This window comes from Wenyingzhuangia gilva (assembly GCF_030519655.1).
Lineage (GTDB): Bacteria > Bacteroidota > Bacteroidia > Flavobacteriales > Flavobacteriaceae > Wenyingzhuangia > Wenyingzhuangia gilva.
In genome coordinates, this window is sequence record NZ_JAUMIT010000001.1 from 647,336 (window position 1) to 671,751 (window position 24,416).

Sequence of the window (24,416 nt, forward strand, 5' to 3'; positions counted from 1 at the left end):
TATGGCAACGGCAGATGAAAAAGTAGTATACAGCGATAAAGATTTAGCTGAGTTTAAAGAAATTATCTTAAAAAAAATTGATCGTGCTAAAAAGGATTTAGAAATTCTACAAAGCTCTTATAAAAACGGAAGTTCTAACAACACAGATGATACCTCTCCGCAGTTTAAAGCTTTTGAAGAAGGTTCTGAAACTATGTCTAAAGAGGCAAACGTGCAGCTAGCTATTCGTCAAGAAAAATTTATTCGCGATTTAAAAAATGCTTTGTTACGTATAGAAAATAAAACTTACGGAATTTGTCGTGCAACTGGTAAATTAATCAGAAAAGAACGTTTAAGATTGGTGCCACATGCTACTTTAAGCATTGATGCTAAGAATGCAGAAAACAAATAATAAAAAAGGAATTTTCCTTTTAAAATTGCCATATAAAAAGTTTGTGATTTCGGTTACAAACTTTTCTTTTTACTATTGATATGAATACTAAAAAATCTATTCTACTTATTATTATTGTTTTATTGATTGATCAAATTAGTAAAATATACATCAAAACAAATTTTCAATTAGGTGAAGAAATTTATGTTTTTGATTGGTTTAGAATTCACTTTATAGAAAACAACGGAGCTGCTTGGGGAACTGAAATTGGTGGTAAAACAGGGAAATTAATTTTAACCTTATTCCGTTTATGTGCCATTGTTGGAATTGGATATTGGCTAAGAAAAAGCATTAAAGAGAACGCACATAACTTATTAATCGTTTCTATTTCTTTAATTTTTTGTGGAGCTTTAGGAAACATTATAGACTCTGTTTTTTACGGAGTCCTATTTACAGATTCTTACGGTCAATTAGCTACTTTTAACCCTTCTGAAGCTACTGGAGCTATATTTCACGGAAAAGTGGTAGACATGCTTTATTTTCCTATTTGGCAAGGAACACTTCCTAAATGGATACCAAGCATAGGAGGAAATTATTTTACTTTTTTCAATGCCATTTTTAACGTTGCCGATAGTGCTATTACAATTGGTGTGATGATTTTATTAATTTTTAGTAAAACCATTTTTCCCAAAAAATAGACTTTCAATAGTTTACCTATAAATCATCATAAAACCGTTCTAATGTAGAGCGGTTTTTTTTATTTGATTAACATCATCCTTCTTGACAACAATTCTCATCTTTAATCAACTTACAACTCATAACAGCTGTAATAGCTCCTAAAATTGGAGCAAGTATATACAACCAAAGATTATCAAACTTTAAAGACATAATTGCGGGTGCTAAAGAACGAACTGGATTCATAGAAGCGTTGGTGATTGGTCCAGCAAATAAAGCTTCTAGCATCACCACACCACCAATGGCAAAACCAGCCATGATTCCAACTTCTTTTGATCCTGTTGACACATTTATGATGACAAACATTAAAAAGAATGTCAACAAAAACTCAATCACAAATCCTCTTGTAGGATCTATTATTTCTGAAATATGTGTCCCTCCCAAAAATTCACTCATCGGAAACAAGTAAACCAACAAAGCACTTGCTAATAGACCACCCAAAAACTGAGACATGATATATTTGGGAACTTCTTTCCAAATAAATTTTTTGGCACATGCAAAAGCAATGGAAACCGCAGGGTTTAAATGAGCTCCTGAAGTATCTCCTAAGGCATAAATCATGGCTATTACCACAAACCCCCAAGTAATTCCTATTCCGACATGTCCTACTGCTCCACCAGTAACTTCATTAATCGTCATGGCTCCACAACCACAAAACACCAAGGTAAATGTTCCTATAAATTCTGCTATGTATTTTTTCATGGTTTTATTTAATCAATCGTAAAATTACGATTAAATATATTATTCTTTGTAAAGAAAATATTAAGCATAAAAAAGGTGAGCAAATGCTCACCTTTTTTATATTTTATCATGAAGATTATTTGGCTTTGTTTAGCCAAACTCCCATGTTTACTTCTGCATCAATAATTGATCTTAAATCAGCAATCGCGACACGTTTCTGTTCCATGGTATCTCTATGACGAATGGTTACCATGTTATCATCTTTAGTCTCGTAATCTACAGCGATACAAAATGGTGTTCCATTGGCATCTTGACGACGATATCTACGTCCGATAGCATCTTTTTCATCGTAGGCAACGTTGAAATCAAATTTTAATTGATCAAAAATATCTTTGGCAATTTCTGGTAATCCATCTTTTTTAACCAATGGTAAGATAGCTGCTTTCACTGGTGCTACTACCGATGGTAATTTCAATACCGTTCTAGAAGTTCCATCTTCTAACTCCTCTTCTTGTAACGAATTAGAGAATACCGCTAAAAACAATCTATCTAAACCAACAGATGTTTCTACCACATAAGGGATATAATTTTCATTGATTTCATTATCAAAATATTGAATTTTCTTTCCAGAATATTCTTGATGTGCTTTTAAATCGAAATCAGTTCTTGAGTGAATTCCCTCTAGTTCTTTAAATCCAAATGGGAATTTAAATTCAATATCCGCCGCAGCATCTGCATAATGAGCCAATTTATCATGATCGTGGAAACGGTAATTATCCATTCCTAAACCTAAAGATAAATGCCATTTTAAACGAGATTCTTTCCAAGTCTCATACCATTCTTTTTGAGTTCCAGGACGTACAAAAAATTGCATTTCCATTTGTTCAAATTCACGTTGACGGAAAATAAACTGACGAGCTACGATCTCATTACGGAAAGCTTTTCCTGTTTGTGCAATACCAAAAGGAATTTTCATTCTTCCTGTTTTTTGCACATTTAAAAAGTTTACAAAAATACCTTGAGCCGTTTCTGGACGTAAGTATAAATCTGTTGCATGCTCTGCAGAAGCTCCAAGTTTGGTTCCAAACATTAAGTTAAACTGTTTAACATCTGTCCAGTTTTTAGAACCTGACAAGGGACAAGCAATTCCTAATTCTTCTATCAATGCTTTTACATCAGCCAAATCTTCGTTTTCCAAAGATTTTCCCATTCTTGCTAAAATAGCAGCTCCTTTTTCCTTATACTCTATCACACGAGGATTGGTTGCTAAGAATTGTTCTTTATCGAAAGAATCTCCAAAACGTTTGCTTGCTTTGGCAACTTCTTTATCTATTTTATCATCGTATTTAGCAACGTAATCTTCAATTAAAACATCTGCTCTGTATCTTTTTTTAGAATCTTTATTGTCTATTAAAGGATCATTAAAAGCATCTACATGGCCAGAAGCCTTCCAAGTGGTAGGATGCATAAAAATTGCAGCATCTAATCCTACAATATTATCATGCATTTGTACCATGGCTTTCCACCAGTACTCACGTAAATTTTTCTTTAATTCTACTCCGTTTTGTGCATAGTCATATACTGCACTCAACCCATCATAAATCTCACTAGATTGAAATACGTATCCGTATTCTTTAGCATGAGAAATTACATTTTTAAATTGATCTTCTTGTTTTGCCATTGCGCAAAAATATAAAAGCTTTTGATATTATAATTATTCTGTTCTAAAAACTGTTTGTTTTATTTAAAAAACCCCTAAAAAACTATTTTTTAAGACAAATGATTCACTAGCCAATAAGCCATCGAGACTATAAAAATCAATAGTATAAGTTCCCTTACTTAATTCAACATCCTGTAATGATATAATATCACTTACAGGCATGGTTTCTCCATTTAAAATTAAACGAGTACCATCTGTAAATTTTTTAAGCGCTCCTTTATGCAAAAACTCTCCGTTTGATGCTACAATTAAACCCTCCGAATTTTTTAAGACATAAAAAATATCACATTCTGTATTGGTTAAAGCCTTGTTATTTAAAACATTGTATTTTACCTGAATTCCGTTAACATTTTTGTAACGATTGGTTTCTTTAATTTCTCCTGATTTTTTTTCTTCAATAGCAAAAACTTCTACTCTTGAAATTTGCACCTTTGTCGCTTCAGACAATTTTAAAGACAATTCTTGACTTTGTAGTTTTTCTGCATTTAATTCTGATTTTGTAACGGCAATAGTCACCATCAAGCTATCATTCAGGGTTTTGATAGAATCTAAACTTTTAAATAAAATTTGATTATTCATTTTTACACCTTCTAAAGAGGCTCTTAAAGTTTGTAAAGCTTTAAAACTATTTTCTTCCGAATTACTTAATTTGGTTTTTAACTTTTCTACTTCTGCCTTAGATTTGTTTAGTTGATTTCTAATCCCTTTTAATTTTTCATTGGCATTGTTAAAATCTTTTGTAATAGCAATATTTTGTTCTTGATTAACATTTAAATCTTTTAATGTGATGTCTAACTCTTTTGCTAAAGCTTCTTTTTCCTCTATAATTGCTTGTTTATAAGCACTGTTTTCATTGGTGATTTTATAGTTATACACCACAAAACCAATAATAATTAATCCCAAAACTGCGATTAATATATTTTTTGTGTTTTTCATAAATCGTAAATTTTTGTTAGTCGCAAACTAGTCTAAAAATATTGTTTATTTTTAACATAAAAGCTATGAATCCTCTGAAAGATTTAAGAGATCTATTTGTTCCTTACAGATGTTTACACTGTAAATCCATTATTCCACAAAAAAATTCTTTTTTATGTGTAGAATGTCACCAACAATTAGAATTCACTAATTTTATCAACTATCAAAACAATCCACTAGAAAAACTCTTTTTAGGAAAAGTAGTTATTGTTGATGCCGCTGCCCTGTATTTTTATCAAAAAAACAGCCCCATTCAAACCCTTTTAAAAGCATTAAAATATCATGGCTTACAAGATTTTGGACAATATGCTGCCAAAGCAATCGTTGATGAACTAGAAATAAGTTTAAGATTTAAAAATATCGATATTGTGATTCCTGTTCCTCTGCATCCCAAAAAAGAAAAAAAGAGAGGATACAATCAAGTTGATGTATTGGCTAAAAGTATTGCAAAAAATATACAAGCTAAATATGTAAAAGATGGCTTGATTAAAACGGAAAACAACAAATCTCAAACCAAACAAAACAAAGAAGAACGACATAAAAGTGTCCAGAGTTTGTTTAAAGCAAATCCTAAACATTCGTTTCATCAAAAAAACATTTTGCTAATTGATGATGTTTTAACCACCGGAGCCACCTTAATTTCTTGTGCCAAAGCACTTAGAGAATTAAATAATGTTAAAATCTCAATTATTACCATCGCATGCGTGGTTTAGTTATCACAAAAATTCAGTTTCTTTGCAAAATAATTTTATGAAGAATATACTCGCAATTTTAATAGTTATCGTCACACTTTTTCTAGGAAGTTGTGCTAGAATGGGTAGCCCCACGGGAGGACCTAAAGATAGTATTCCCCCAGTTATGGCAATTGCCAAACCCGCAAACAAAACCACCTCTTTTAATGCAGAAAAAATAGTCATTGTTTTTGATGAGTATATCAAGTTCGAAAAACTGAATTCTCAATTAATTATTTCTCCACCAATGGAGAAAAAACCTATTATAAAGCCCGAAGTTGGAGTTTCTAAAAAAATTAGTATAGAGTTTTTAGAACCGTTAACTCCAAACACCACATATACCATTAATTTTGGAAATAGCATTATTGACAATAATGAAGGAAATAAACTTGGTAAATTTTCATACGTTTTTAGTACAGGCCCTCTGTTAGACTCTCTTAGTATTTCAGGTAATGTGATAGATCCTTTAACCGATAAAAAAATTGAAAACATCAGTGTAATGGCCTATAAAAATGCCAACGATACTTTGGTTGGACACTATACACCTAACTATTTATCAAACACCTTAGACAGTACATATTACAGCTTAGAAAACTTATCTGAAGCGAACTATAAGTTAATTGCTCTTGAAGATAAAAACAACAATTACAAATACGACAAAGGTTTAGAGAGAATAGCTTTTTTAAATCAAGATATTGATTTAAAAGCAGCAGACACCATAGATGATTTTATTTTATTTAAAGAACCTAGAGATAATAAAATTATGAGACCAACACAAACCAGTGGTCACGTAATAATTCTCGGTTATCAAGGTAAAGACATCCCAGAGGTTTCTGCTTCAGGAATTGCTAAAAATAATTATTTTGTAAGCAAACCCTCTAGCAAAGATTCGCTTTATTTTTGGTTTAAAGAATTCCCAAAAGATTCTATTACAATAAATATAAAACAAGATACTCTCTTTGAAAGTTTTACCAGAATGCCTAGAGATTTAAAAATGGATTCTTTAATTGTTAAAAGCACTATTAAAGGAACTTTACACCCTAATGATTCTTTAATATTGTCAAGTAACATTCCTATAGATTTTATTAATAAAGATAGTATTCAAGTTTTAGAGCAAGATTCAATTCCTATTGACTATACCATTACCAACAATGCATGGAAACAAAGCCTGTTGGTTGATTTTAAAAGACAGCCTAACAAATATTATTCTTTGGTTTTAAAAGAGTTGGCCTTTACTGATATTTTACACCAATACACTGGAAAACAAATTGTAAAACTAAAAACAGTTGATTTAGAAGAGTATGGTGATATTATTCTAGATGTTAAAAACCCTAATAACTTAAGATTACTAATAGAAATATCTAACGATAGTTTTAAAACCAAAACTGTTCAAATTATTGATGACTCTCAAGAAGTCTCTTTTAAGCAATTACCCCCTGGTGAATATCACGCTAGAGTTATTCAAGATCTTAACAAAAACAACAAATTTGATAATGGTAATTTTGAATTAAGAATTCAACCAGAACCTATCAATAATCTTAATAAAAAACTCACACTTAGAGCCAATTCTGAAATCAATGAAACTATCACGATTAAATAACAAATGTTAGGTTTTTTTATACTTTTGGGGTTCAACTTTTAACAAAATCAACATGATCAAAAAGTTAGTTTTATTTATATTATTTGCCTTGTTACTTACAACCAAAAGTAATGCACAACGACGCTTTATTTATCAACATGAATTAGGAGCTGAAGCTGGTATTTCTAACTTTCAATCTGATTTTGTTACCAAAGGTCCTATGGATGGAAAAGCAACCATTAATGGATTTGCTGTAAATGCTACACACTATCTTCACATTTTACCAATAAGATATGGTGCAAGTGCAATATATAGACATACTATCTTAAAAACAAGCTTGGGTGTAAATTACTCAACTTTTGACAATACATCTTACGGAACAGGAACCAAACCACTTAATGATCCTCCAAGATATACCTATGCAAACACTCCTAATAAAATATTATTAGCAAGGTTAAGTTCAAGAACCACCACTATTAGCTTGGACAACGAACTACAATTTTATTACAGAGATATCATTAGGTTTTTACACAAGTACAACAGATACAGAAATAAGAGCAAAGTAAACCCTTATGTTTCAGTTGGTTTAGGTATTCATTATTTTAGTGCAACCCCTAGTTATGACCAAGAAGCTATAGACAATCAAGCTGGATGGAACCAAACGCCAGGTGCAAACAACGGAGGCGGTGATCCAGGGTATCCAGACAACTATAAAGCTAGCTACATTACCAAAACAAATAACGTTACAATTTCTGGAAACATTGCTTTGGGAGCAAGGTACAAAGCGAGTCCTTATTACGATCTTATGGCACAGATAAACCTTAAATACTACTTATCTGATTGGATGGATGGAGTAAATCCAGATATATCTTCAAATCTGTCTAACGACTTTAATTCAGTCATTTGTGTCGGTTTTATATATCACATGTTTTAAAAAAGTTGATTTACACCAATTTTCTCAATGCTAGAATTACGCCTAGATGTATTCCTTCATGAAAATTATTAAAATCAATCGCTTTTTCAATACCATCTAAAGTAACATTTACACTTGTGGTATATTCGCTATATGATTTAAATAAATTGTTATTGTAATCTGCTAACAATTTTTCTGGCAACTCTATAAACAGTTTTAATATCAAATCCCACTCTTGTTGATTGATGACATGACCATTCGGAGCAGTTCCTTTTCTATATCTCTCAATCATTTCATCAGACAAAACTGTTTCTAACCCAGATAATTTATAACACAACAATTGTTGTGTCACCACCAAATGCGCTACATTCCAACCTATGTTATTATTAAAATCAGCTGGAATTGTATTGATTTGCTCTAAAGAAAAATCCCCTATTAATTTTAATATTAAAGCTCTCCCTTTTACTAAAATATCTGCTTGTTTTGTAATATCCATTATTTCTATTTTTATACTTTTGATAGCTGTAAAGATAGAAGAGACTTCAGACTTATGAAAAAAATATACTACTTAAAAACTTGCGATACCTGTAAAAGAATTCTAAACCAATTAAACCTAGATGGTTTTGAAATTCAAGAAATAAAAAGCAATCCTGTAAATGCAGAACAACTACAAGAAATGTATGCCTTAACAAATTCTTACGAGGAGTTGTTTAACAAAAGAGCAAGGCTTTATAAAGAACAAGGTTTAAAAGATAAAAACCTAAGTGAAGAAGATTACAAAAATTATATTTTAAGCGAATACACTTTTTTAAAAAGACCGGTAGCTATTATAGAGAATGAGATTTTTGTAGGAAATAGCAAAAAAACAGTTGAAGCATTGATAGCCAAAACACAATAAAAAAACCGAGACAAATGTCTCGGTTTTTTTATTGCTTTATTTTTGTTTATACAACATCGGATTTAATTCATCGTCGTTGTACATTTTCATTTGTTTGTATACTTTCATATACTTATCACCATTTTCAATATCAGTAATTAAATCATCAATGGCTGTAGACAAATCCACTCTTTGCTCTAACAAAATATTTAACTTTTTTTGACAAGCTTCTTTATGACTAGCTGAGGCAGATTCACGAATTACTTCCTCGTTCATGTGATAAATTTTTAACGCCAAAATAGACAATCTATCAATAGCCCAAGCTGGACTTTCTGAGTTTATTTTCGCCGTTGGTTTTGGTGTTACATCAGTGTATTTTTGTAGAAAATAACTATCCACATATTCCACCATATCTGTCCTGTCTTGGTTAGAAGCATCAATTCTTCTTTTTAAAGCCAAGGCTTCAATTGGATCAATATCTGGCAAACGAATAATATCTTCGTAATGCCATTGCACGGTATCTATCCAACATTTTCTATATAACAAATGCTCTAAAGTACTGGCATCATATACATTTTCAAAAGGTTGATCTACATCATCAATCACGTGATATTTTGCTATCACAGCATCAAATATTTTGTTAAAATCTTCTGCTTTTAAACTCATCTCTAATTAAATTTTCTTTCTATTAACAAAATCAATCTATCTTCATAGATTTCTTTTCCGGCCCAATTATACTCCTTTTTTACCATTTTTAAGAAAGATAAAGCTTCTTTTTCTGAGGTCATGGTATTTAATTGAGAAATCACTCTATTAAAATCTTCCTGACTCTCATCAAACAAATGCTTTACAAAAGCAATTCTATCATTCAAGTCAATTTGTAAATTCTTTTGTCCCATAGCCACATCATTCAAAGATTTTTTAGGAGCTACACGTGTTGCGTTTTCAAACAAATCAGTAGCCACATCTAAGGAAACAGTACTTCCAAATTCTTTCGCTAAAGATGATTGTAAATGAGTAGACTTTTCTTCTTTCTTTTCTTCTACTTTGGTAAATAAATCCAACGAAGGTTCTTCTTTATTTTCTTCAGTCTCAATTTCATCAACCACCTCCTCTACATCATCTTCTACAACTTCTAAAGTTTCATCAACCAATTCAACATTTACCACTTTTGTTGGTTCTCCTGTTTCATTAGTAAATTCTTCTACTTTTTCAACATCATCTTTTGGAATGTCTTGAATTTCTTCAACCTCTTTTCTGGATTCGGAAAAAGTTTCTTCTACCAATTCCTCAATTGTTTTAGTATTTTGAGGCGTTTCTTTAACAAAGTCTTCAATGTAAGATAAAACTGCAAGTTTCTCATATGTTTCATAAGCCTTTTGTTTCAAGGCTTTTAAATCATCTCTATTTTTCATTTGCAAAATGCTGTGAGCAATGCTCATTAATTCTGCCTCTAATTTTTTTTGCATAAATACTTTGATCAATTTAGGTTAGCGCGTAAGACTTTATTTGATAAATTTGTACACTTATCTTTTGTTGTGATTCGCAATTTTAGATAGTTACTAACATTGATAAAAATACAAAATGTTTCTTGAAAACACCGTAAACCATAAAGAACAATTTGGATGGATTGAAGTCATCTGTGGATCTATGTTCTCCGGAAAAACCGAAGAATTAATTCGCAGATTAAGACGTGCACAAATTGCCAAACAGCGTATTGAGATTTTTAAACCTTCTGTTGATACTCGCTACGATGAAGAAAATGTAGTTTCTCATGATGAAAAATACATTCGCTCCACTCCCGTTCCCGCAGCTGCCAATATTAGATTGTTAGCCAATGATGTAGATGTGGTTGGAATTGATGAAGCTCAATTTTTTGATGATGAAATTGTAAGTGTTTGTAACGATTTGGCCAACAAAGGGATTAGAGTTATTGTGGCTGGATTAGATATGGACTTTAAAGGAAAGCCTTTTGGGCCGATGCCAAATTTAATGGCTACAGCTGAATATGTAACCAAAGTACACGCCATTTGTACCAAAACAGGAAATTTAGCACATTACAGTCATCGAAAAAATGATAGTGAAAAATTGGTAATGTTAGGTGAAAACGAAAATTACGAACCTCTAAGTAGAGCGGCTTTTTACAAAGCGAATATCAAAAAAAATTAGCATGGAAAACCATCATGTTACAAAGCTAGAAATTAGCTTATCTGCCCTAAAGCACAATTATCACTATTTAAAAAATAAAACCAAGCCAGGAACCAAAACTTTGGCGGTGGTGAAAGCTTTTGCTTACGGTTTAGAACCTGTAAATATTGCCAAAACTTTAGAAAAAGAAGGCGTTGATTATTTTGGTGTTGCCTATGCTGATGAAGGAATTAAACTAAGAGAAAATGGAATTAAAACCCCTATTTTGGTTTTACATGCTCAAGTGTCAAACTATGATTTGTTAATCAAACACAACTTAGAACCTAATATTTATTCTCTTTACACCTTAAAACAATTTATTGCTTTTGCTAAAGAAAATCATTTAGAAGACTATCCTATTCATTTAAAATTCAATTCAGGATTAAACAGATTAGGATTTAACATTGATGAAGTTGAAGAATTGATTCAATTAGTTCAACACAATAAAAATATCAAAATCGTTTCTGCATTTTCTCACATTGCAGCCAGTGAAGATTTGAATGAAAAAGAATTTACAGAAAAGCAAATCTCTACTTTTAATAGTATTATTACAGTCCTACGCTCAAAACTAAAACACCACTTTGTAGTGCATATGAGTAATACTTCTGGTGTGATTAATTATCCAAATGCTCATTTTGATATGGTTAGGCTGGGAATTGGTTTATACGGTTTTGGGAACGATACCGAGGAAACTGCCAAATTAAAAAATGTGGCGAGTTTAAAGTCTGTAATTTCTCAAATCAGAACAGTAAAAAAAGGAGATAGTATTAGTTATAACATGGCTTTTACTGCTCAAAAAGAGGAAAAAATTGCTATTATTCCCATTGGTCATGCTGATGGTTTTTCTAGACCTTTAGGTTGTGGAAATGGATATGTAACCATTCACGGACAAAAAGCTTATACTTCTGGAAACATCTGTATGGATATGATTTTGGTTAACGTAACCAACATAGATTGCAAAGAAGGTGATGAAGTCGTTATTTTTAACAATCAACAAACTGTAGAAGAATTCGCCACTATTTGTCACACCATTTCTTATGAAATATTAACCGCTATTTCTCAGCGAATCAAAAAAACATTTATCTAAAATGAAAAAATCATTATCTTCCATAGGATTAACTAAAAGCACAACTATGGGATTTTTAAAAGATTTTAAAACCTTTTTAATGAAAGGTGATATTGTAAGTTTAGCAACTGCAGTAATTATTGGTGGAGCATTTAAAACCATTGTAAGCTCATTAGCAAAAGACATTATTATGCCTTTTGTAGGTTTGTTTTTAGGCAACAAAAATGTAAATGATTTATTTTTTGTACTAGGAAAAGGAAGCTATGAAACCTTAGCTGAAGCCAAAGAAGCTGGTGCTCCTATTATGACTTATGGAAACTTTGTGCAATCTGTTATTGACTTTGTAATTATTGGTTTTGTAATTTTTATGTTTTTAAAAGCCTACGAAAAAACAAAGAAAAAAGAAGAACCTAAACCTGAAGCTCCAAAAGGACCTACTCAAGAAGAACTATTAATAGAAATAAGAGATTTATTGGCTAATAAATAAGAGGCTACATAAATAAAAAATAAAAATCCACTTATAAATTCTGAGTGGATTTTCTGATTTTAAAGAGGATATACAAAGCTAATTTTACCTTTCAGACATCGAATTAAAAAAGTAACTTTGCACCTTTAAATTCAAGCACAATAACATGTACAGAAGTCACACCAACGGAGAATTAAGAATTGAAAATGTAAACCAAGAGGTTACTTTATCAGGATGGGTTCAAAAATCTAGAGATAAAGGATTTATGGTTTGGGTAGATTTACGTGATCGATACGGAATTACTCAACTTATTTTTGATGAAGACAGAACTCCAAAAGAAATTCTTGATAAAGCCAAAACTTTAGGTAGAGAATTTGTGATTCAAGTACAAGGAACTGTAATTGAACGTGAAGCAAAAAACAAAAACATTGATACCGGAGAGATTGAAGTATTGGTAAAAGAATTAACCGTGTTAAACGAAGCAAAACTTCCTCCTTTTACTATCGAAGATGACACAGATGGTGGAGAAGACATCCGTATGAAATACAGATACTTAGACATCAGAAGAAATCCAGTAAAAAACAACTTAATTTTCAGAAGCAAAGTAGCACAAGAAGTTCGTAACTATTTATCTAATCAAGATTTTATAGAAGTAGAAACACCTTATTTAATTAAATCTACACCAGAAGGTGCTCGTGATTTTATTGTGCCTTCTAGAATGAATGAAGGAGAATTTTATGCTTTACCACAATCGCCACAAACCTTTAAGCAATTGTTAATGGTGGGTGGAATGGATAAATATTTCCAGATTGTTAAATGTTTCCGTGATGAAGATTTACGTGCTGACAGACAACCCGAATTTACGCAAATTGACTGTGAGTTGGCATTTGTTGAGCAAGAAGATATTTTAAATATTTTTGAAGGAATGACTCGTCATTTACTTAAAAAAGTAAACAATGTCGAAATTGGTGATTTCCCAAGAATGACTTATGAACATGCCATGAAAACTTATGGTAACGACAAACCAGATATTCGTTTTGGAATGGAGTTTGGAGAATTAAACGCTGTAGCTCAACACAAAGAATTTAAAGTATTTAACGATGCCGAATTAGTGGTGGGTATTGCCGTTCCTGGAGGAGAAAGTTACACAAGAAAAGAAATTGACAAGTTGATAGAATGGGTAAAGCGTCCACAGGTAGGAGCTTTGGGAATGGTGTATGTAAAATGTAACCAAGATGGTACTTTTAAATCATCTGTAGATAAATTCTACAATCAAGAAGATTTGGCTGCCTGGGCAAAAGCAACCAATGCAAAACCAGGAGATTTAATTTGTGTGTTATCAGGACCAGCTAACAAAACAAGAGCACAACTTTCTGCTTTACGTATGGAATTGGCTACACGTTTAGGATTGCGTAAATCAAATGAATTTGCTCCTTTATGGGTGGTAGATTTTCCATTGTTAGAATGGGATGAAGAAACAGAAAGATTCCATGCCATGCATCACCCATTTACAAGTCCAAAACCAGAAGATATACCTTTACTAGATACCGATCCTGGTAAAGTAAGAGCCAACGCTTATGACTTGGTTTTAAACGGAAACGAAATTGGTGGAGGATCTATTAGAATATATGATAGAACTACTCAAGAACTCATGTTTAAACATTTAGGATTTACACCAGAAGAAGCTAAAGAACAATTTGGTTTCTTAATGAATGCTTTTGAATATGGTGCACCACCACATGGAGGTTTGGCTTTTGGATTAGACAGATTGGTAGCTATTTTAGGAGGGCAAGAAACCATTAGAGATTTTATTGCATTTCCTAAAAACAACTCTGGTAGAGATGTTATGATCAACGCTCCAGCAGCAGTCTCTCAAGAAGTTTTATCTGAATTAAATATAAATATTACACTTCCCAATGAATAAGTTGTAATAAGCATTTGAGTTCATTAAATTTACATAGCTCTTTAAAAACAAATGATTTTCCGTTTTCATATATGATTTTCATTGTTTTAAAGAGTTTTTTTATATCATTTTAAAAAAAGAAAATATGTTATCAGAAACAATAGAAAAAGCATTAAATACTCAAATACACTTGGAAGCCAATGCATCCATGAAATATTTAGCCATGGCTACTTGGGCAGAAGTAATTGGGTATAATGGAGTAGCAGGGTTCTTTTATAACCAAGCAGATGAAGAAAGAATACACATGCTTAAACTGGTGAAATTTGTAAACGAACGTGGTGGAAAAGCTAGCATCCCTAGCTTAGACGCTCCTAAAGATACTTTTAAAGATTTACATGAACTTTTTACTATGTTTTTAGAAAGTGAAGAACAAGTTACAGAAAGTATTAATCATTTGGTTTTTCAAACCTTAGAAGAAAAAAACTATACTGTTCATAACTTTTTACAATGGTACGTGGCAGAACAAGCTGAGGAAGAATCTTTAGCAAGAACCATTTTAGATAAATTAAAAATCATTGGGAACGATAAAAGCGGTACTTATTTATTTGATAAGGACATTGAAGGAATTGTTGCTCAAACAGAAATTAACGCCAAAAACGAGTAGTTAATTTAGATTTATTTAAAATAAACATTATATTTGCACTGATTTTTAGTGACTTAATCAGTGCAAATAATGTTAAAAACAATACTTGAAGAAATTGTAACCCCTGAATATACGGGATGTTGCTTTGCGTATTTAGCAAAAGATAAGAAGAAAAAGTGCTGTAAAAAGTACACTAAGAAAGGTAAGAATCATTGTAAAAAATGTCCAATACAAGCCTAAAGTAGTTTAAGCATATTCTACTAATAAACACTATCTTAGCCATCCGAAAAAATCATAGGCATGCCTCAGAGAAAAAGGAGTTTATTAAATCAGTTTTTGATCTGGAAATACAAACATATTTCTGCAGAAAATTTTCTTTATATTTTAAGTGTCCTTATAGGTTTATTAGCAGGTATTTCTGCTGTAACGCTTAAAAATTTAACACATTATATTTTTGTTGCCCTAGAAACTGGGTTTATTAAAGATGTACACAAAGGGTTTTATTTTATTTTTCCAATTATTGGTATCGGTTTAACCCTTTTGGTGATTAAATTTATTGTTAGAAAAAAAATGAGTCACGGAATCCCTTCGGTTCTGCATTCTATTTCTAAAAGAGAAGCCATCATTGATAGATATCAAATGTGGGCTTCCTTAATTACTTCTCCTCTAACTGTTGGTTTTGGAGGTTCTGTTGGACTTGAGGGACCAACTGTAACAACTGGAGCAGCCATAGGTTCCAATGTATCAAGACTTTTTCACTTAGACCAAAGATCTAGAACAGTTTTGGTTGCCTGTGCAGCAGCAGGAGCAGTATCCTGCATCTTTAAAGCTCCCATAACAGCGATTGTATTTGCTGTAGAAATTTTTAGTTTAGAATTGACCATGATTTCTATGATACCATTGTTGTTGGCTTCTATTTCTGCGGTGATAACTTCTTATTTCTTCTTGGGAAATGAAGTGCTTTTACACTTTGAAATTCAAGATAAATTTGAACTTGCTGATATTACATTTTACATCATTTTAGGAATAGGATGTTCTTTTGTTTCTATCTATTTTACCAAAGTCTATTTTTGGATGCAGGATCTTTTCAAAAAAATTGAAAATCCTATCTATAAATTATTATTTGGAGGAACATTAATTGGTGTTATTGTTTATTTTATTCCACCATTATTCGGAGAAGGTTTTGATACCATGAACAGTGTTTTAATGGGAGACGCCTCTTCTATATTAGAAAATAATATTTTTAATTCTGAAGCTGAAAATATCTGGATGATTGTTGGACTTCTTGTAGGATTAATTATCTTTAAAGTAATTGCCATGGCTTTAACTTTTGGTGCTGGTGGTATTGGTGGTGTTTTTGCTCCTTCCTTATTTATCGGTAGTGTATCAGGTTATGTAGTGGCTACGGTGGTAAATCATTTAAAACTAGCCTCTAGCAGTCTTTCGTTAAGTAATTTTGCCATGGTAGGAATGGCCGGATTGTTAGCCGGAGTATTACAGGCTCCTTTAACAGCAATCTTTTTAATTGCCGAAATTACAGGAGGATATGAATTATTTTTACCTTTAATGACCGTTGCTTCCATCTCATTTTTAATGACCAAACAGTTTATTCCTCATAATATTTATACTGCTGCATTGGCTAAAAAAGGTCAGTTATTAACCCACGATAAAGACAAAAGTGTTTTAATGTTGATGAATATTAACAAGGTAATTGAAAAGGATTTTATCGTTATCAAACCAGGCATGACACTTGGTGAATTGGCTCATAATGTCATCGTAAAATCTAAGAGAAACAATTTTCCTGTTGTAAACAAAGACAAAGAATTAATTGGCTTATTGCATATGGATGATATTAGATCTATTATGTTTAATACCGATTTACACGACACTACTTTTGTAAGAGATTTAATGATTGCTCCTGAGGATATTATTGACTATGCCAACGATTCTATGGAAGTGATTATGGAAAAATTTAAAACTACTGGAGCCTGGAATTTGCCAGTCATAAGAGATAATAAATATTACGGATTCATTTCAAAATCTAGGTTGCTAAACGCTTACCGACGAAAATTAATTCAAGCGAGTGATACTATTGCTTAAAATAAGTAACTGCTTTATCGGGAAAGTCTGTAAAAATTCCATCTAGTTTTAAATCGGTTTTTGCAGATGCTAACAAATCATTAAAAGATGAAAATGTTCCTAAATCATCTGCTCTATAAGTAAAAGCATGTACTTTTAAATCTTTCTGGTGCGCTAATGTGACCAAATTTTCAAAACCATCAATATGATCATCACCTGCAATGATTTGTTTGTACCAAGGTCCAATTCCATTTGCATACAACGCAATTTCATCTACTATCTTTTTAGGACTCATATCTTTAAAAACCTCATCAGAATATCCAATTTCTAACAATTGAACCAAAAACAAATCACATTGATATTCTTGTCTAATTTTTTTGAGTTCAACCGCATCAAAACATTGTAAAATACAATTGTCTTTCAAAGTTTTGTATCCGTAATTAGAAAGCAACTCTAACACAATTTTAGAAATATCTTTCCCTTCGTTTCTATGAAATTTTGGTTCTTTAATTTCAACATAAATACCAATATTTTGTTTCATAGAGGTATTCAATCCTTGAATCATTTCTATTTCTTGAGACAACGTATGAAGTTTAAAAATAGATTTGTGAATTGGGAACCTATAAGCATACACTGCTTTTTGAGTATCCGTATCAAATCTTTCTGTAACCTTTAATTGCTGTAACTCATTCCAAGTAAAATCAATCACATAATATTTTCCATCAGCTCTTTTTCTGTTTGGAAAAATCTCAGCAACATCGGTAGTAGTTTCTAAATGAATGTCATGAATCACCACAGGAACATCATCTTTGGTTAACACTACATCTTGCTCTAAAAAATCTGGATGCATACCATAAGCCAAAGCTTTGGCTGGCAACGTATGTTCTGGCAAATAACCTGAGGCACCTCTATGAGCAATGACTAACATTTTTGATTTGTTTGATTTAGAGTGACAAGACATCAATAGACATAAAAGAACAAAAAAAACAGCGGGAATCCTAATATTAAACTTCATGAAAACTATGATTAGATTTCCAACCAAATTAGCTAATTTTGATACACTCATTAAAGAATGAATATGAAGATATTATTAAAAATTTTATTGGTATTGGTATTGGCTTCATGGGCTCTTGGAGGATATTTTTATGCCTTAAACGATGACAGGAGTGCAAAATTTATGGGATTTGGAGTGATTACCTTAACCTTTGTATTGATGCCTTTATTTATTTATCACAGATACAAAGGAAAAGATTTGACCAAATATTCTTTAAAACACAACGACCCTGATGCGAGTAGGATTGAAGATTAATTTAAATCTCTCCTAGACAAAAAGAAATCCTTTAATAACTTACTACATTCTTCTTCTCTTACTCCAGAAATCACAGTTGTTTTTGGATGAAGTAAAGTATTTAGTGCAGAATAACCTCTCTGATGGTCTGAAGCTCCATAAACAATTTTCCCTATTTGTGTCCAATAACTAGCCCCTGCACACATTTGACAAGGCTCTAAGGTTACATATAAAGTACAATCTTGTAAATATTTCCCCCCTAAAAAGTTAGCCGCAGCAGTAAATGCTTGCATTTCTGCGTGTGCAGTGACATCATTTAATTGTTCCGTTAAATTATGTCCTCTTGCAATAATTTGATTGTTCATAACAATAATGGCTCCCACAGGAACTTCTCCTTTATCAAAAGCTTCATGAGCTTCATCTAAAGCTTTTTTCATGTAATAATCATCATCAAAAGGATCTATCATTGCTAGGGAAGTGTTTTTATAAAAACTAAAGCTACTTTATTGAATGATAATTTGCAAGGACAAACCTCAAAATTGTAATTTTGTGCCGTGAAAAATATTCTTAATACGATTAACGCTCCCAAAGACCTAAAAAATCTTTCTATTGATGAACTGCAACAGCTAGCTCATGAATTAAGAGCCTTTATTATTAACATAGTAGCTACCAAAGAGGGACATTTAGGGGCCAGTCTTGGTGTGGTAGAATTGACTATTGCCATTCACTATATCTTCAACACCCCTAAAGACAAATTAATTTGGGATGTTGGTCATCAAGCCTATGGACATAAAATTTTAACCGGAAGACGAACTATTTTTGACACAAACAGAAGATTAAACGGAATATCTGGTTTCCCAAATATTTTTGAAAGTGAATATGATGCTTTTGGAACAGGACACTCCTCTACTTCTATTTCTGCAGCTTTGGGAATGGCCATGGCAGCCCAAATTCAGGGAGACACAAAACAACAACACATTGCGGTAATTGGTGATGCTTCTATCGCTTCAGGAATGGCTTTTGAAGCCTTGAATCATGCTGGAGTAACCAATGCTAATTTATTGGTAATTTTAAACGATAATGCCATTGGAATCGATCCAAGTATTGGTGCTTTAAAAGATTATCTTACCCATGCCAAAAATGGAAAAGAACTCAACAGAGACAATATTTTTGAAGCCTTAAATTTTGATTATTCTGGTCCGATTGACGGACATGATTTGCCAAAATTAATTCACGAATTAAAAAGATTACAAAATGTAGAAGGGCCCAAGTTTTTGCATATTGTAACCACCAAAGGAAAAGGGTTAAAAAAAGCAGAAGAAGATCAAATTACCTATCATGCTCCAGGGAAATTTAATGCTAAAACAGGAGATAGAATTACATCAACTAATAATATTACCCCTCCAAAATATCAAGATGTTTTTGGATATACCATTATAGAACTTGCTAAAAAGAACCCTAAAATTGTTGGAATTACTCCAGCCATGCCTACAGGAAGCTCTTTAAAATATATGATTGCAGAAATGCCCGAAAGAGCTTTTGATGTAGGAATTGCAGAACAACATGCTGTAACTTTGGCTGCTGGAATGGCCAAACAAGGATTGATTCCTTTCTGTAATATTTATTCAACTTTTTTACAAAGAGCTTACGATCAAGTAATTCACGATGTTGCCATTCAAAAACTCCCAGTAATTTTCTGTTTAGACAGGGCTGGATTGGTAGGAAATGACGGGGCAACACATCATGGAGTGTTTGACATTGCTTATTTGCGTTGCATTCCAAACATGATTCTATATGCTCCTATGAATGAAGTGGACTTAAGAAATATTATGTACACCGCTCAAAAAGGTTTAAATGCACCTATTGCCATTCGTTATCCAAGGGGATTAAGTGAGAGTATTCATTGGAAAAAGCCTTTTAAAAATATTTCTATAGGAAAAGGCCGAGTGATAAAAGAGGGAAATAGTACTGCTATTTTAAGCATTGGTACCATAGGGAATATTGTTAACTTTGCCGTTAATAAGTTTGATGAAAAAGAAAGAGATAAAGTTGGGCATTACAATATGCAGTTTATAAAACCGTTAGACAATAAACTACTCCATGAAATTTTTTCAAACTATAACACAATCATTACATACGAAGATGGAAGTGTTCAAGGAGGTTTTGGTTCTGCTATTCTAGAATTTGCAGCAAAACATGAATACCATCCAAAAATAATTATTAAAGGAGTTCCTGATAACTTTATAGAACACGGAAATACAAAAGAATTAAGAGCAGTTGCAAATATTGATGAAAAGTCAATATTTAATACAATTTTATCAACTTTATAATGGCATATTTTTTGACACATTCATATGATAAAAAAAAATATATGGGTCGTTTATTAATGATTCTAATCTTCTGTATTTATAGCAATTACAGCCATGCATCGGTAACTCACATGGACACTATTCCTACGCCAGAAAGTATCGCTAGGCTAAAAGCAAAAATCAATAGAGTGTTTCATAAAACTGAAAGCGATACTATTTCAAATAGAGCTTCTGTAAGAAAAGACAGTATCAATACTATTTTAATAGAAAATGCCAAACCAAAATACTGGACTTTTACCAACAAACCTGGACTTTTACTAACGCAAACATCGTTTATCAACTGGACCAAAGGGGGAAATAATAGTGTTGCAGGAATCACCTCTTTTAAAGGAGACTATGATTATAAAAAAGGGAGATTATATTGGGCTAACGATGTAACGCTAAAGTATGGTTTAAGCAAAGAAAACGGAAATGAGTATTCTAAAAAAACCGATGATGTCATCGATTTAAAATCTTCTTTTAGTTATAAATCTAGCATAGAATCTAAGTGGTATTACTCTGGAGATTTTAACTTAACAACTCAGTTCTTTAAAGGTTATAAAGGTAATGACAGGTCTACAATAATTTCTAACTTTTTTGCACCAGCACGTATGCGTGTAGGGGTTGGGGGACTTTATACAGACAATGATAATCTTTTTAAATTAAACATTTCTCCTTTGACAAATCAGGTCACTTTTGTACTGAACCAAAACTTAGCCAATAAAGGAGCTTTTGGGGTTACTCCTGCCGTTAAAGATGCTGATGGAAACATTATTAAAAAAGGAGAAAACATATATTCTGAACTTGGGGCTTTGATTCGTTTAGAATATCAAACCACCATTATGGAGAATATCAACTTTAATCTTAAAAGCTCTTTCTACTCGGATTACATACACAAATTTGGAAATGTGGATACCGAGATTGAATTGAATGTGGACATGAAAGTAAATCAATACATTCAAGCTAAAATTGGTTCACACCTGTTATATGATGATGACTCTAAAATATTAGAATCAGACGGAACTCAAACGGGACCTAAGGTGCAGCTAAAACAAATTTTAGGAGTTGGTGTTACTTATGTTTTTTAATTTATCACAATTATTTTTTTAGAAATTCGCTTGTTTCCATAAGACATATTCACAATATAAACCCCTGCTTGAAAAGGTACATTTATACGATAATTAGGCTGTAATTTAAAGTCCAAATCTTTTGTGAATACCAAAGCTCCATCTGACTTATAAATAGAGATATTGACAAGTTTACTGATGCTTACCAATGCTTTAACCTCTAAAGTTTGATTACTTACAACTGAAGTTATTTCTAACTCTTCACTAACTTTTGTATTGTTTGGTATTGCTAAATTATTCCCTAGAAATTGCCCCGTAAAAAAACCTCTACCATAAGTAGATGCGATAACAGTATTATCAGCTGTTCTCAATTGAAATTGAGTAACTTTAACACTAGACATTCCATTTTGTGATTGTACCCAATTAGGATTCTCATCAGTAAAGTTTGCTGTTTTCCAAACCCCAAAATTAGTTCCTACAATTGCCTCATTTACATCCAATGGATTTATTAAAATAGTTTTTGTTGGAATATCAGGTAGATTGCCGTCTTTTTCAGTCCAAGTTAAGCCTCCATCACTTGTGTAATAGATATTATTAACACCATAATTATGAAGAGTTACAACTATTTCATTTTCATTTTTTCCAAAAGAAATATCAGAAATAGCTCCTGTATTAATTGCATCTAGCAAATCTATCTCAGTCCAATTTGGATTATCTGTATTAAAATTTGTTACTTTTAATATTGTTCCTGTTTCTGTTCCAATAAAAACGGTTGAAGAAGTAGTTGTAAATGGAGATACTTTAATAGCCGTTGGAGATTCAAAAAGCAAAGCATTGGTAAAGTTCCTTCTTACAGGGACAGTTGTTAAATTAGTATATCTTGATATTTTCTCTACAACATTATTGGTTCCATAGCCTGTGGTTCCATCAGTAAAAAGAATATCTAAGTTATCATCTAAATCTGCAATATTAATAAAAGAACCACTGTCTTGATCATCTTCAATTTCTATTTGATCATTACGACTTACAAAAGGCAAAGGCTGAGTAGCATAAGTATTATAGACATAAGAAACAATTGCATACGCATCATCCTCATCAATAAAAACCTGGGCACCATCGCCACCATACAAATCGCTAAAAGAATTAATTCCTAATCCAGCCCCCGAAACAAACAAAGAACCATTGTCTTGAGACCCTCCTAAAAACGTATCATTATTTATATTTTGTCCTATAGCAGCAGAATATAGCTGAGTTACATTATAATTTTTATTGGTATTAACTATATTACTTACTCCTGTAGCACTTAAATTATTACTGTAATAAACTCCACCATCGTTTCCAAAAACTCCAGAATTACTACTTAAAGGACTAAAGCTCATGGTATGCTGATCAGCATGTACCAAAGAAACATTAAGACTATTTAAATTGTTATTATTAGACCATTTAGAAATTTGACTCCAACTAAGCCCCGCATTAAAAGATCTAAATAAATCTATTCCTCCCGCATATAAAATATCATCATTATTAGGATCTACCTCTAACATTAAATCATAAAAAGCTTGACCTCTGGTAAAATCATTGGCATCAATATCGTTATCTGCATCATTGGGTTTTGCAATTTCTATAAAACCTGTACCGTTAACCGTTTTAATCAATTCAACACCTCCATCAACTTCTGCAACCGCATAAACCACATTACTGTTCTGTTTTGAAACAGACAATTCAACCCTGTCGCCATTGGTAAAAGCATATTTTTCTACAAAATTATTTCCATCAACACTTCTGAAAATTTTCCCACCTCCATGACCATAAACATTCTTTTTTGTAGCAAACCACATAGTATTATCTGTAGCAACTTCAAGATCACTAAAAACATAAGGAGTATTTTCAGGAGTATTAAAAGAGATTTTATTAAATCCTTGATCGGTTGATTTCCACCATCCAGATAAGCCATACCCTACAAAATCATTATCAAAAGCACCATCGATAGATAAAAATAATTCAGTAACTCCTTGATTATCCCGAGCTATTATTTTATTGATAAAATAAAGCCTTGCGGTTTCATCTTGGTTAAAATCTACGGATGCGATTTGACTCCAAGTAACTCCACCATTGATAGTTTTCCACAATCCATTACCAGTACCATCATTTGAAGTATAAGATTCTCCCGTTCCTACATACCAAATATTTGAATTGTTTGGATCAATAGCATAACAAGAAATAGATAAATTTTCATCAATACCAACTTGTATCCACAATGAGTTTTGATTTGTAATGTCATTATTCACCCATAATCCACCAGAAACACCACCCGCAAAAACCCTTTTTCCACTAACATCATTGGGGTCAAAAAACAATACTCTGGTTCTTCCTCCAATATTATCAGGACCTCTTTCTACCCAAGCAATTTCGTTGCTTTCACCTGGAACTTTAAAAAATTTAACTTGTGCTTTTTTCTTTTGTTTAAGTTGCTCAATATTTTCTGGAGACGTTTTTCCTGTTTTAGGATTCATTTCCAACAAATATTGTCTTTTAAAATATTCGTTTGGTGGTAATTCCCCCTCTTCACCTTCTTCCTCTCCTCCGTGTTCAGCTTCTTCTGTTTCAAAAAAATCATGTTCTTTTTCACTCCCATACTCCGCAATCATTTTTGCATATTCGGCACGAGTGACATGATTATCATCATAAACAATGACAATAGCAACAATGAAAACAAGGCTAATAAGAGAACTGTAAAGTATTTTTTTACTCATAATCAATGAAGATTTTGATGAAGATAAACATTGTA

General features: G+C 32.1%; 24 protein-coding genes. 15 read left to right on the top strand and 9 right to left on the bottom strand.

The window, feature by feature from the left end; all coding sequences use genetic code 11:
• Position 1: 1 nt before the first annotated feature.
• Both QVZ41_RS02975 and QVZ41_RS02980 read left to right on the top strand, forming a co-directional pair.
• Positions 2-391 carry a TraR/DksA family transcriptional regulator gene (locus QVZ41_RS02975; RefSeq protein ID WP_302883059.1) on the top strand — a complete coding sequence of 130 codons (390 nt, stop codon included), beginning with the start codon at positions 2-4 and terminating at the stop codon, positions 389-391.
• 80 nt (positions 392-471) lie between these two features.
• Positions 472-1,068, top strand: a complete 597-nt coding sequence (locus QVZ41_RS02980) for a lipoprotein signal peptidase (protein WP_302883060.1) — start codon at positions 472-474, stop codon at positions 1,066-1,068.
• Positions 1,069-1,141: 73 nt separating this feature from the next.
• Here the strand turns inward: QVZ41_RS02980 and QVZ41_RS02985 are convergent, their stop codons facing one another.
• The 3 genes from QVZ41_RS02985 to QVZ41_RS02995 all read right to left on the bottom strand — a co-directional run bounded on the left by QVZ41_RS02985 (position 1,142) and on the right by QVZ41_RS02995 (position 4,442).
• Positions 1,142-1,807, bottom strand: coding sequence for an MIP/aquaporin family protein (locus tag QVZ41_RS02985; RefSeq protein WP_302883061.1), 666 nt, complete (start codon positions 1,805-1,807; stop codon positions 1,142-1,144).
• Positions 1,808-1,922: 115 nt separating this feature from the next.
• Positions 1,923-3,467 carry a glycine--tRNA ligase gene (locus tag QVZ41_RS02990; RefSeq protein WP_302883062.1) on the bottom strand — a complete coding sequence of 515 codons (1,545 nt, stop codon included), beginning with the start codon at positions 3,465-3,467 and terminating at the stop codon, positions 1,923-1,925.
• 63 nt (positions 3,468-3,530) lie between these two features.
• The gene (locus tag QVZ41_RS02995; protein ID WP_302883063.1) at positions 3,531-4,442 is read right to left on the bottom strand and encodes a hypothetical protein; all 912 of its coding nucleotides are present in this window, start codon (positions 4,440-4,442) and stop codon (positions 3,531-3,533) included.
• A 65-nt stretch (positions 4,443-4,507) separates the two neighbouring features.
• On the opposite strand from QVZ41_RS02995, the gene QVZ41_RS03000 reads away from it, so the two are divergent.
• Genes QVZ41_RS03000 through QVZ41_RS03010 form a run of 3 tightly spaced genes read left to right on the top strand, consistent with a single transcriptional unit; the run spans position 4,508 to position 7,725 of the window.
• A complete protein-coding gene (locus tag QVZ41_RS03000) occupies positions 4,508-5,194 on the top strand; it encodes a ComF family protein (RefSeq protein WP_302883064.1) in 687 nt (228 codons plus the stop codon).
• Between the two features lie 37 nt (positions 5,195-5,231).
• A complete protein-coding gene (locus tag QVZ41_RS03005; RefSeq protein WP_302883065.1) occupies positions 5,232-6,812 on the top strand; it encodes an Ig-like domain-containing protein in 1,581 nt (526 codons plus the stop codon).
• A gap of 52 nt (positions 6,813-6,864) precedes the next feature.
• Complete coding sequence (locus QVZ41_RS03010; RefSeq protein WP_302883066.1) at positions 6,865-7,725, top strand: hypothetical protein; 861 nt, start codon at positions 6,865-6,867, stop codon at positions 7,723-7,725.
• 10 nt (positions 7,726-7,735) lie between these two features.
• Here the strand turns inward: QVZ41_RS03010 and QVZ41_RS03015 are convergent, their stop codons facing one another.
• Positions 7,736-8,200, bottom strand: a complete 465-nt coding sequence (locus tag QVZ41_RS03015) for a DinB family protein (protein ID WP_302883067.1) — start codon at positions 8,198-8,200, stop codon at positions 7,736-7,738.
• Positions 8,201-8,254: 54 nt separating this feature from the next.
• Between QVZ41_RS03015 and QVZ41_RS03020 the strand changes: the two genes are divergently transcribed.
• Positions 8,255-8,602, top strand: coding sequence for an arsenate reductase family protein (locus QVZ41_RS03020; protein ID WP_302883068.1), 348 nt, complete (start codon positions 8,255-8,257; stop codon positions 8,600-8,602).
• A gap of 36 nt (positions 8,603-8,638) precedes the next feature.
• Here the strand turns inward: QVZ41_RS03020 and QVZ41_RS03025 are convergent, their stop codons facing one another.
• Both QVZ41_RS03025 and QVZ41_RS03030 read right to left on the bottom strand, forming a co-directional pair.
• Complete coding sequence (locus QVZ41_RS03025; RefSeq protein WP_302883069.1) at positions 8,639-9,247, bottom strand: DUF4254 domain-containing protein; 609 nt, start codon at positions 9,245-9,247, stop codon at positions 8,639-8,641.
• A 2-nt stretch (positions 9,248-9,249) separates the two neighbouring features.
• Positions 9,250-10,050 (bottom strand): hypothetical protein, encoded by an 801-nt coding sequence (locus QVZ41_RS03030; RefSeq protein ID WP_302883070.1) that lies wholly within the window; start codon positions 10,048-10,050, stop codon positions 9,250-9,252.
• A 115-nt stretch (positions 10,051-10,165) separates the two neighbouring features.
• Between QVZ41_RS03030 and QVZ41_RS03035 the strand changes: the two genes are divergently transcribed.
• From QVZ41_RS03035 to QVZ41_RS03060, 6 genes are all read left to right on the top strand, one after another.
• Positions 10,166-10,750 carry a thymidine kinase gene (locus QVZ41_RS03035; RefSeq protein WP_302883071.1) on the top strand — a complete coding sequence of 195 codons (585 nt, stop codon included), beginning with the start codon at positions 10,166-10,168 and terminating at the stop codon, positions 10,748-10,750.
• Position 10,751: 1 nt separating this feature from the next.
• Positions 10,752-11,855: an alanine racemase gene (gene alr / locus QVZ41_RS03040; RefSeq protein WP_302883072.1), complete on the top strand. Its 1,104-nt coding sequence runs from the start codon at positions 10,752-10,754 to the stop codon at positions 11,853-11,855.
• Positions 11,856-11,901: 46 nt separating this feature from the next.
• Complete coding sequence (mscL, locus tag QVZ41_RS03045) at positions 11,902-12,321, top strand: large conductance mechanosensitive channel protein MscL (RefSeq protein WP_302883472.1); 420 nt, start codon at positions 11,902-11,904, stop codon at positions 12,319-12,321.
• Positions 12,322-12,466: 145 nt separating this feature from the next.
• On the top strand, positions 12,467-14,224 hold the full coding sequence (aspS, locus tag QVZ41_RS03050) for an aspartate--tRNA ligase (RefSeq protein ID WP_302883073.1): 1,758 nt from the start codon (positions 12,467-12,469) through the stop codon (positions 14,222-14,224).
• 124 nt (positions 14,225-14,348) lie between these two features.
• Positions 14,349-14,867 (top strand): ferritin, encoded by a 519-nt coding sequence (locus tag QVZ41_RS03055; protein ID WP_302883074.1) that lies wholly within the window; start codon positions 14,349-14,351, stop codon positions 14,865-14,867.
• Positions 14,868-15,146: 279 nt separating this feature from the next.
• Complete coding sequence (locus tag QVZ41_RS03060; RefSeq protein WP_302883075.1) at positions 15,147-16,946, top strand: chloride channel protein; 1,800 nt, start codon at positions 15,147-15,149, stop codon at positions 16,944-16,946.
• On the opposite strand, the gene glpQ is transcribed toward QVZ41_RS03060, so the two are convergent.
• Positions 16,936-17,991: a glycerophosphodiester phosphodiesterase gene (gene glpQ, locus QVZ41_RS03065; RefSeq protein ID WP_302883076.1), complete on the bottom strand. Its 1,056-nt coding sequence runs from the start codon at positions 17,989-17,991 to the stop codon at positions 16,936-16,938. The two genes, QVZ41_RS03060 and glpQ, sit on opposite strands and share 11 nt — an antisense overlap.
• Positions 17,992-18,003: 12 nt before the next feature.
• Between glpQ and QVZ41_RS03070 the strand changes: the two genes are divergently transcribed.
• Positions 18,004-18,234, top strand: a complete 231-nt coding sequence (locus tag QVZ41_RS03070; protein WP_302883077.1) for a hypothetical protein — start codon at positions 18,004-18,006, stop codon at positions 18,232-18,234.
• On the opposite strand, the gene QVZ41_RS03075 is transcribed toward QVZ41_RS03070, so the two are convergent.
• Entirely contained in the window at positions 18,231-18,680 is a 450-nt protein-coding gene (locus QVZ41_RS03075; RefSeq protein ID WP_302883078.1) for a nucleoside deaminase, read from the bottom strand. The genes QVZ41_RS03070 and QVZ41_RS03075 overlap by 4 nt on opposite strands.
• A gap of 87 nt (positions 18,681-18,767) precedes the next feature.
• Here QVZ41_RS03075 and QVZ41_RS03080 point away from each other — a divergent pair, with 87 nt between their 5' ends.
• Together QVZ41_RS03080 and QVZ41_RS03085 are read left to right on the top strand one after the other, a co-directional pair.
• Positions 18,768-20,543, top strand: a complete 1,776-nt coding sequence (locus tag QVZ41_RS03080; protein ID WP_302883079.1) for a 1-deoxy-D-xylulose-5-phosphate synthase — start codon at positions 18,768-18,770, stop codon at positions 20,541-20,543.
• A gap of 41 nt (positions 20,544-20,584) precedes the next feature.
• Positions 20,585-21,649 carry a DUF3078 domain-containing protein gene (locus QVZ41_RS03085; protein WP_302883080.1) on the top strand — a complete coding sequence of 355 codons (1,065 nt, stop codon included), beginning with the start codon at positions 20,585-20,587 and terminating at the stop codon, positions 21,647-21,649.
• On the opposite strand, the gene QVZ41_RS03090 is transcribed toward QVZ41_RS03085, so the two are convergent.
• On the bottom strand, positions 21,646-24,381 hold the full coding sequence (locus QVZ41_RS03090) for a T9SS type A sorting domain-containing protein (protein ID WP_302883081.1): 2,736 nt from the start codon (positions 24,379-24,381) through the stop codon (positions 21,646-21,648). The two genes, QVZ41_RS03085 and QVZ41_RS03090, sit on opposite strands and share 4 nt — an antisense overlap.
• Positions 24,382-24,416 lie beyond the last annotated feature (35 nt).

Excerpts from the sequence above, each read along its gene's own strand:
- QVZ41_RS03085 (WP_302883080.1), top strand. The coding sequence starts at position 20,585 with ATGGGTCGTTTATTAATGATTCTAATCTTCTGTATTTATAGCAATTAC.
- QVZ41_RS02995 (WP_302883063.1), bottom strand. The coding sequence starts at position 4,442 with ATGAAAAACACAAAAAATATATTAATCGCAGTTTTGGGATTAATTATT.
- QVZ41_RS03075 (WP_302883078.1), bottom strand. The coding sequence starts at position 18,680 with ATGATAGATCCTTTTGATGATGATTATTACATGAAAAAAGCTTTAGAT.
- QVZ41_RS03090 (WP_302883081.1), bottom strand. The coding sequence starts at position 24,381 with ATGAGTAAAAAAATACTTTACAGTTCTCTTATTAGCCTTGTTTTCATT.
- QVZ41_RS03035 (WP_302883071.1), top strand. The coding sequence starts at position 10,166 with ATGTTTCTTGAAAACACCGTAAACCATAAAGAACAATTTGGATGGATT.
- QVZ41_RS02975 (WP_302883059.1), top strand. The coding sequence starts at position 2 with ATGGCAACGGCAGATGAAAAAGTAGTATACAGCGATAAAGATTTAGCT.
- QVZ41_RS02980 (WP_302883060.1), top strand. The coding sequence starts at position 472 with ATGAATACTAAAAAATCTATTCTACTTATTATTATTGTTTTATTGATT.
- QVZ41_RS03020 (WP_302883068.1), top strand. The coding sequence starts at position 8,255 with ATGAAAAAAATATACTACTTAAAAACTTGCGATACCTGTAAAAGAATT.
- QVZ41_RS03055 (WP_302883074.1), top strand. The coding sequence starts at position 14,349 with ATGTTATCAGAAACAATAGAAAAAGCATTAAATACTCAAATACACTTG.
- QVZ41_RS02985 (WP_302883061.1), bottom strand. The coding sequence starts at position 1,807 with ATGAAAAAATACATAGCAGAATTTATAGGAACATTTACCTTGGTGTTT.
- QVZ41_RS03000 (WP_302883064.1), top strand. The coding sequence starts at position 4,508 with ATGAATCCTCTGAAAGATTTAAGAGATCTATTTGTTCCTTACAGATGT.
- QVZ41_RS03030 (WP_302883070.1), bottom strand. The coding sequence starts at position 10,050 with ATGCAAAAAAAATTAGAGGCAGAATTAATGAGCATTGCTCACAGCATT.
- glpQ (WP_302883076.1), bottom strand. The coding sequence starts at position 17,991 with ATGAGTGTATCAAAATTAGCTAATTTGGTTGGAAATCTAATCATAGTT.
- QVZ41_RS02990 (WP_302883062.1), bottom strand. The coding sequence starts at position 3,467 with ATGGCAAAACAAGAAGATCAATTTAAAAATGTAATTTCTCATGCTAAA.
- QVZ41_RS03010 (WP_302883066.1), top strand. The coding sequence starts at position 6,865 with ATGATCAAAAAGTTAGTTTTATTTATATTATTTGCCTTGTTACTTACA.
- QVZ41_RS03060 (WP_302883075.1), top strand. The coding sequence starts at position 15,147 with ATGCCTCAGAGAAAAAGGAGTTTATTAAATCAGTTTTTGATCTGGAAA.
- aspS (WP_302883073.1), top strand. The coding sequence starts at position 12,467 with ATGTACAGAAGTCACACCAACGGAGAATTAAGAATTGAAAATGTAAAC.
- mscL (WP_302883472.1), top strand. The coding sequence starts at position 11,902 with ATGGGATTTTTAAAAGATTTTAAAACCTTTTTAATGAAAGGTGATATT.
- QVZ41_RS03025 (WP_302883069.1), bottom strand. The coding sequence starts at position 9,247 with ATGAGTTTAAAAGCAGAAGATTTTAACAAAATATTTGATGCTGTGATA.
- alr (WP_302883072.1), top strand. The coding sequence starts at position 10,752 with ATGGAAAACCATCATGTTACAAAGCTAGAAATTAGCTTATCTGCCCTA.
- QVZ41_RS03070 (WP_302883077.1), top strand. The coding sequence starts at position 18,004 with ATGAAGATATTATTAAAAATTTTATTGGTATTGGTATTGGCTTCATGG.
- QVZ41_RS03005 (WP_302883065.1), top strand. The coding sequence starts at position 5,232 with ATGAAGAATATACTCGCAATTTTAATAGTTATCGTCACACTTTTTCTA.
- QVZ41_RS03015 (WP_302883067.1), bottom strand. The coding sequence starts at position 8,200 with ATGGATATTACAAAACAAGCAGATATTTTAGTAAAAGGGAGAGCTTTA.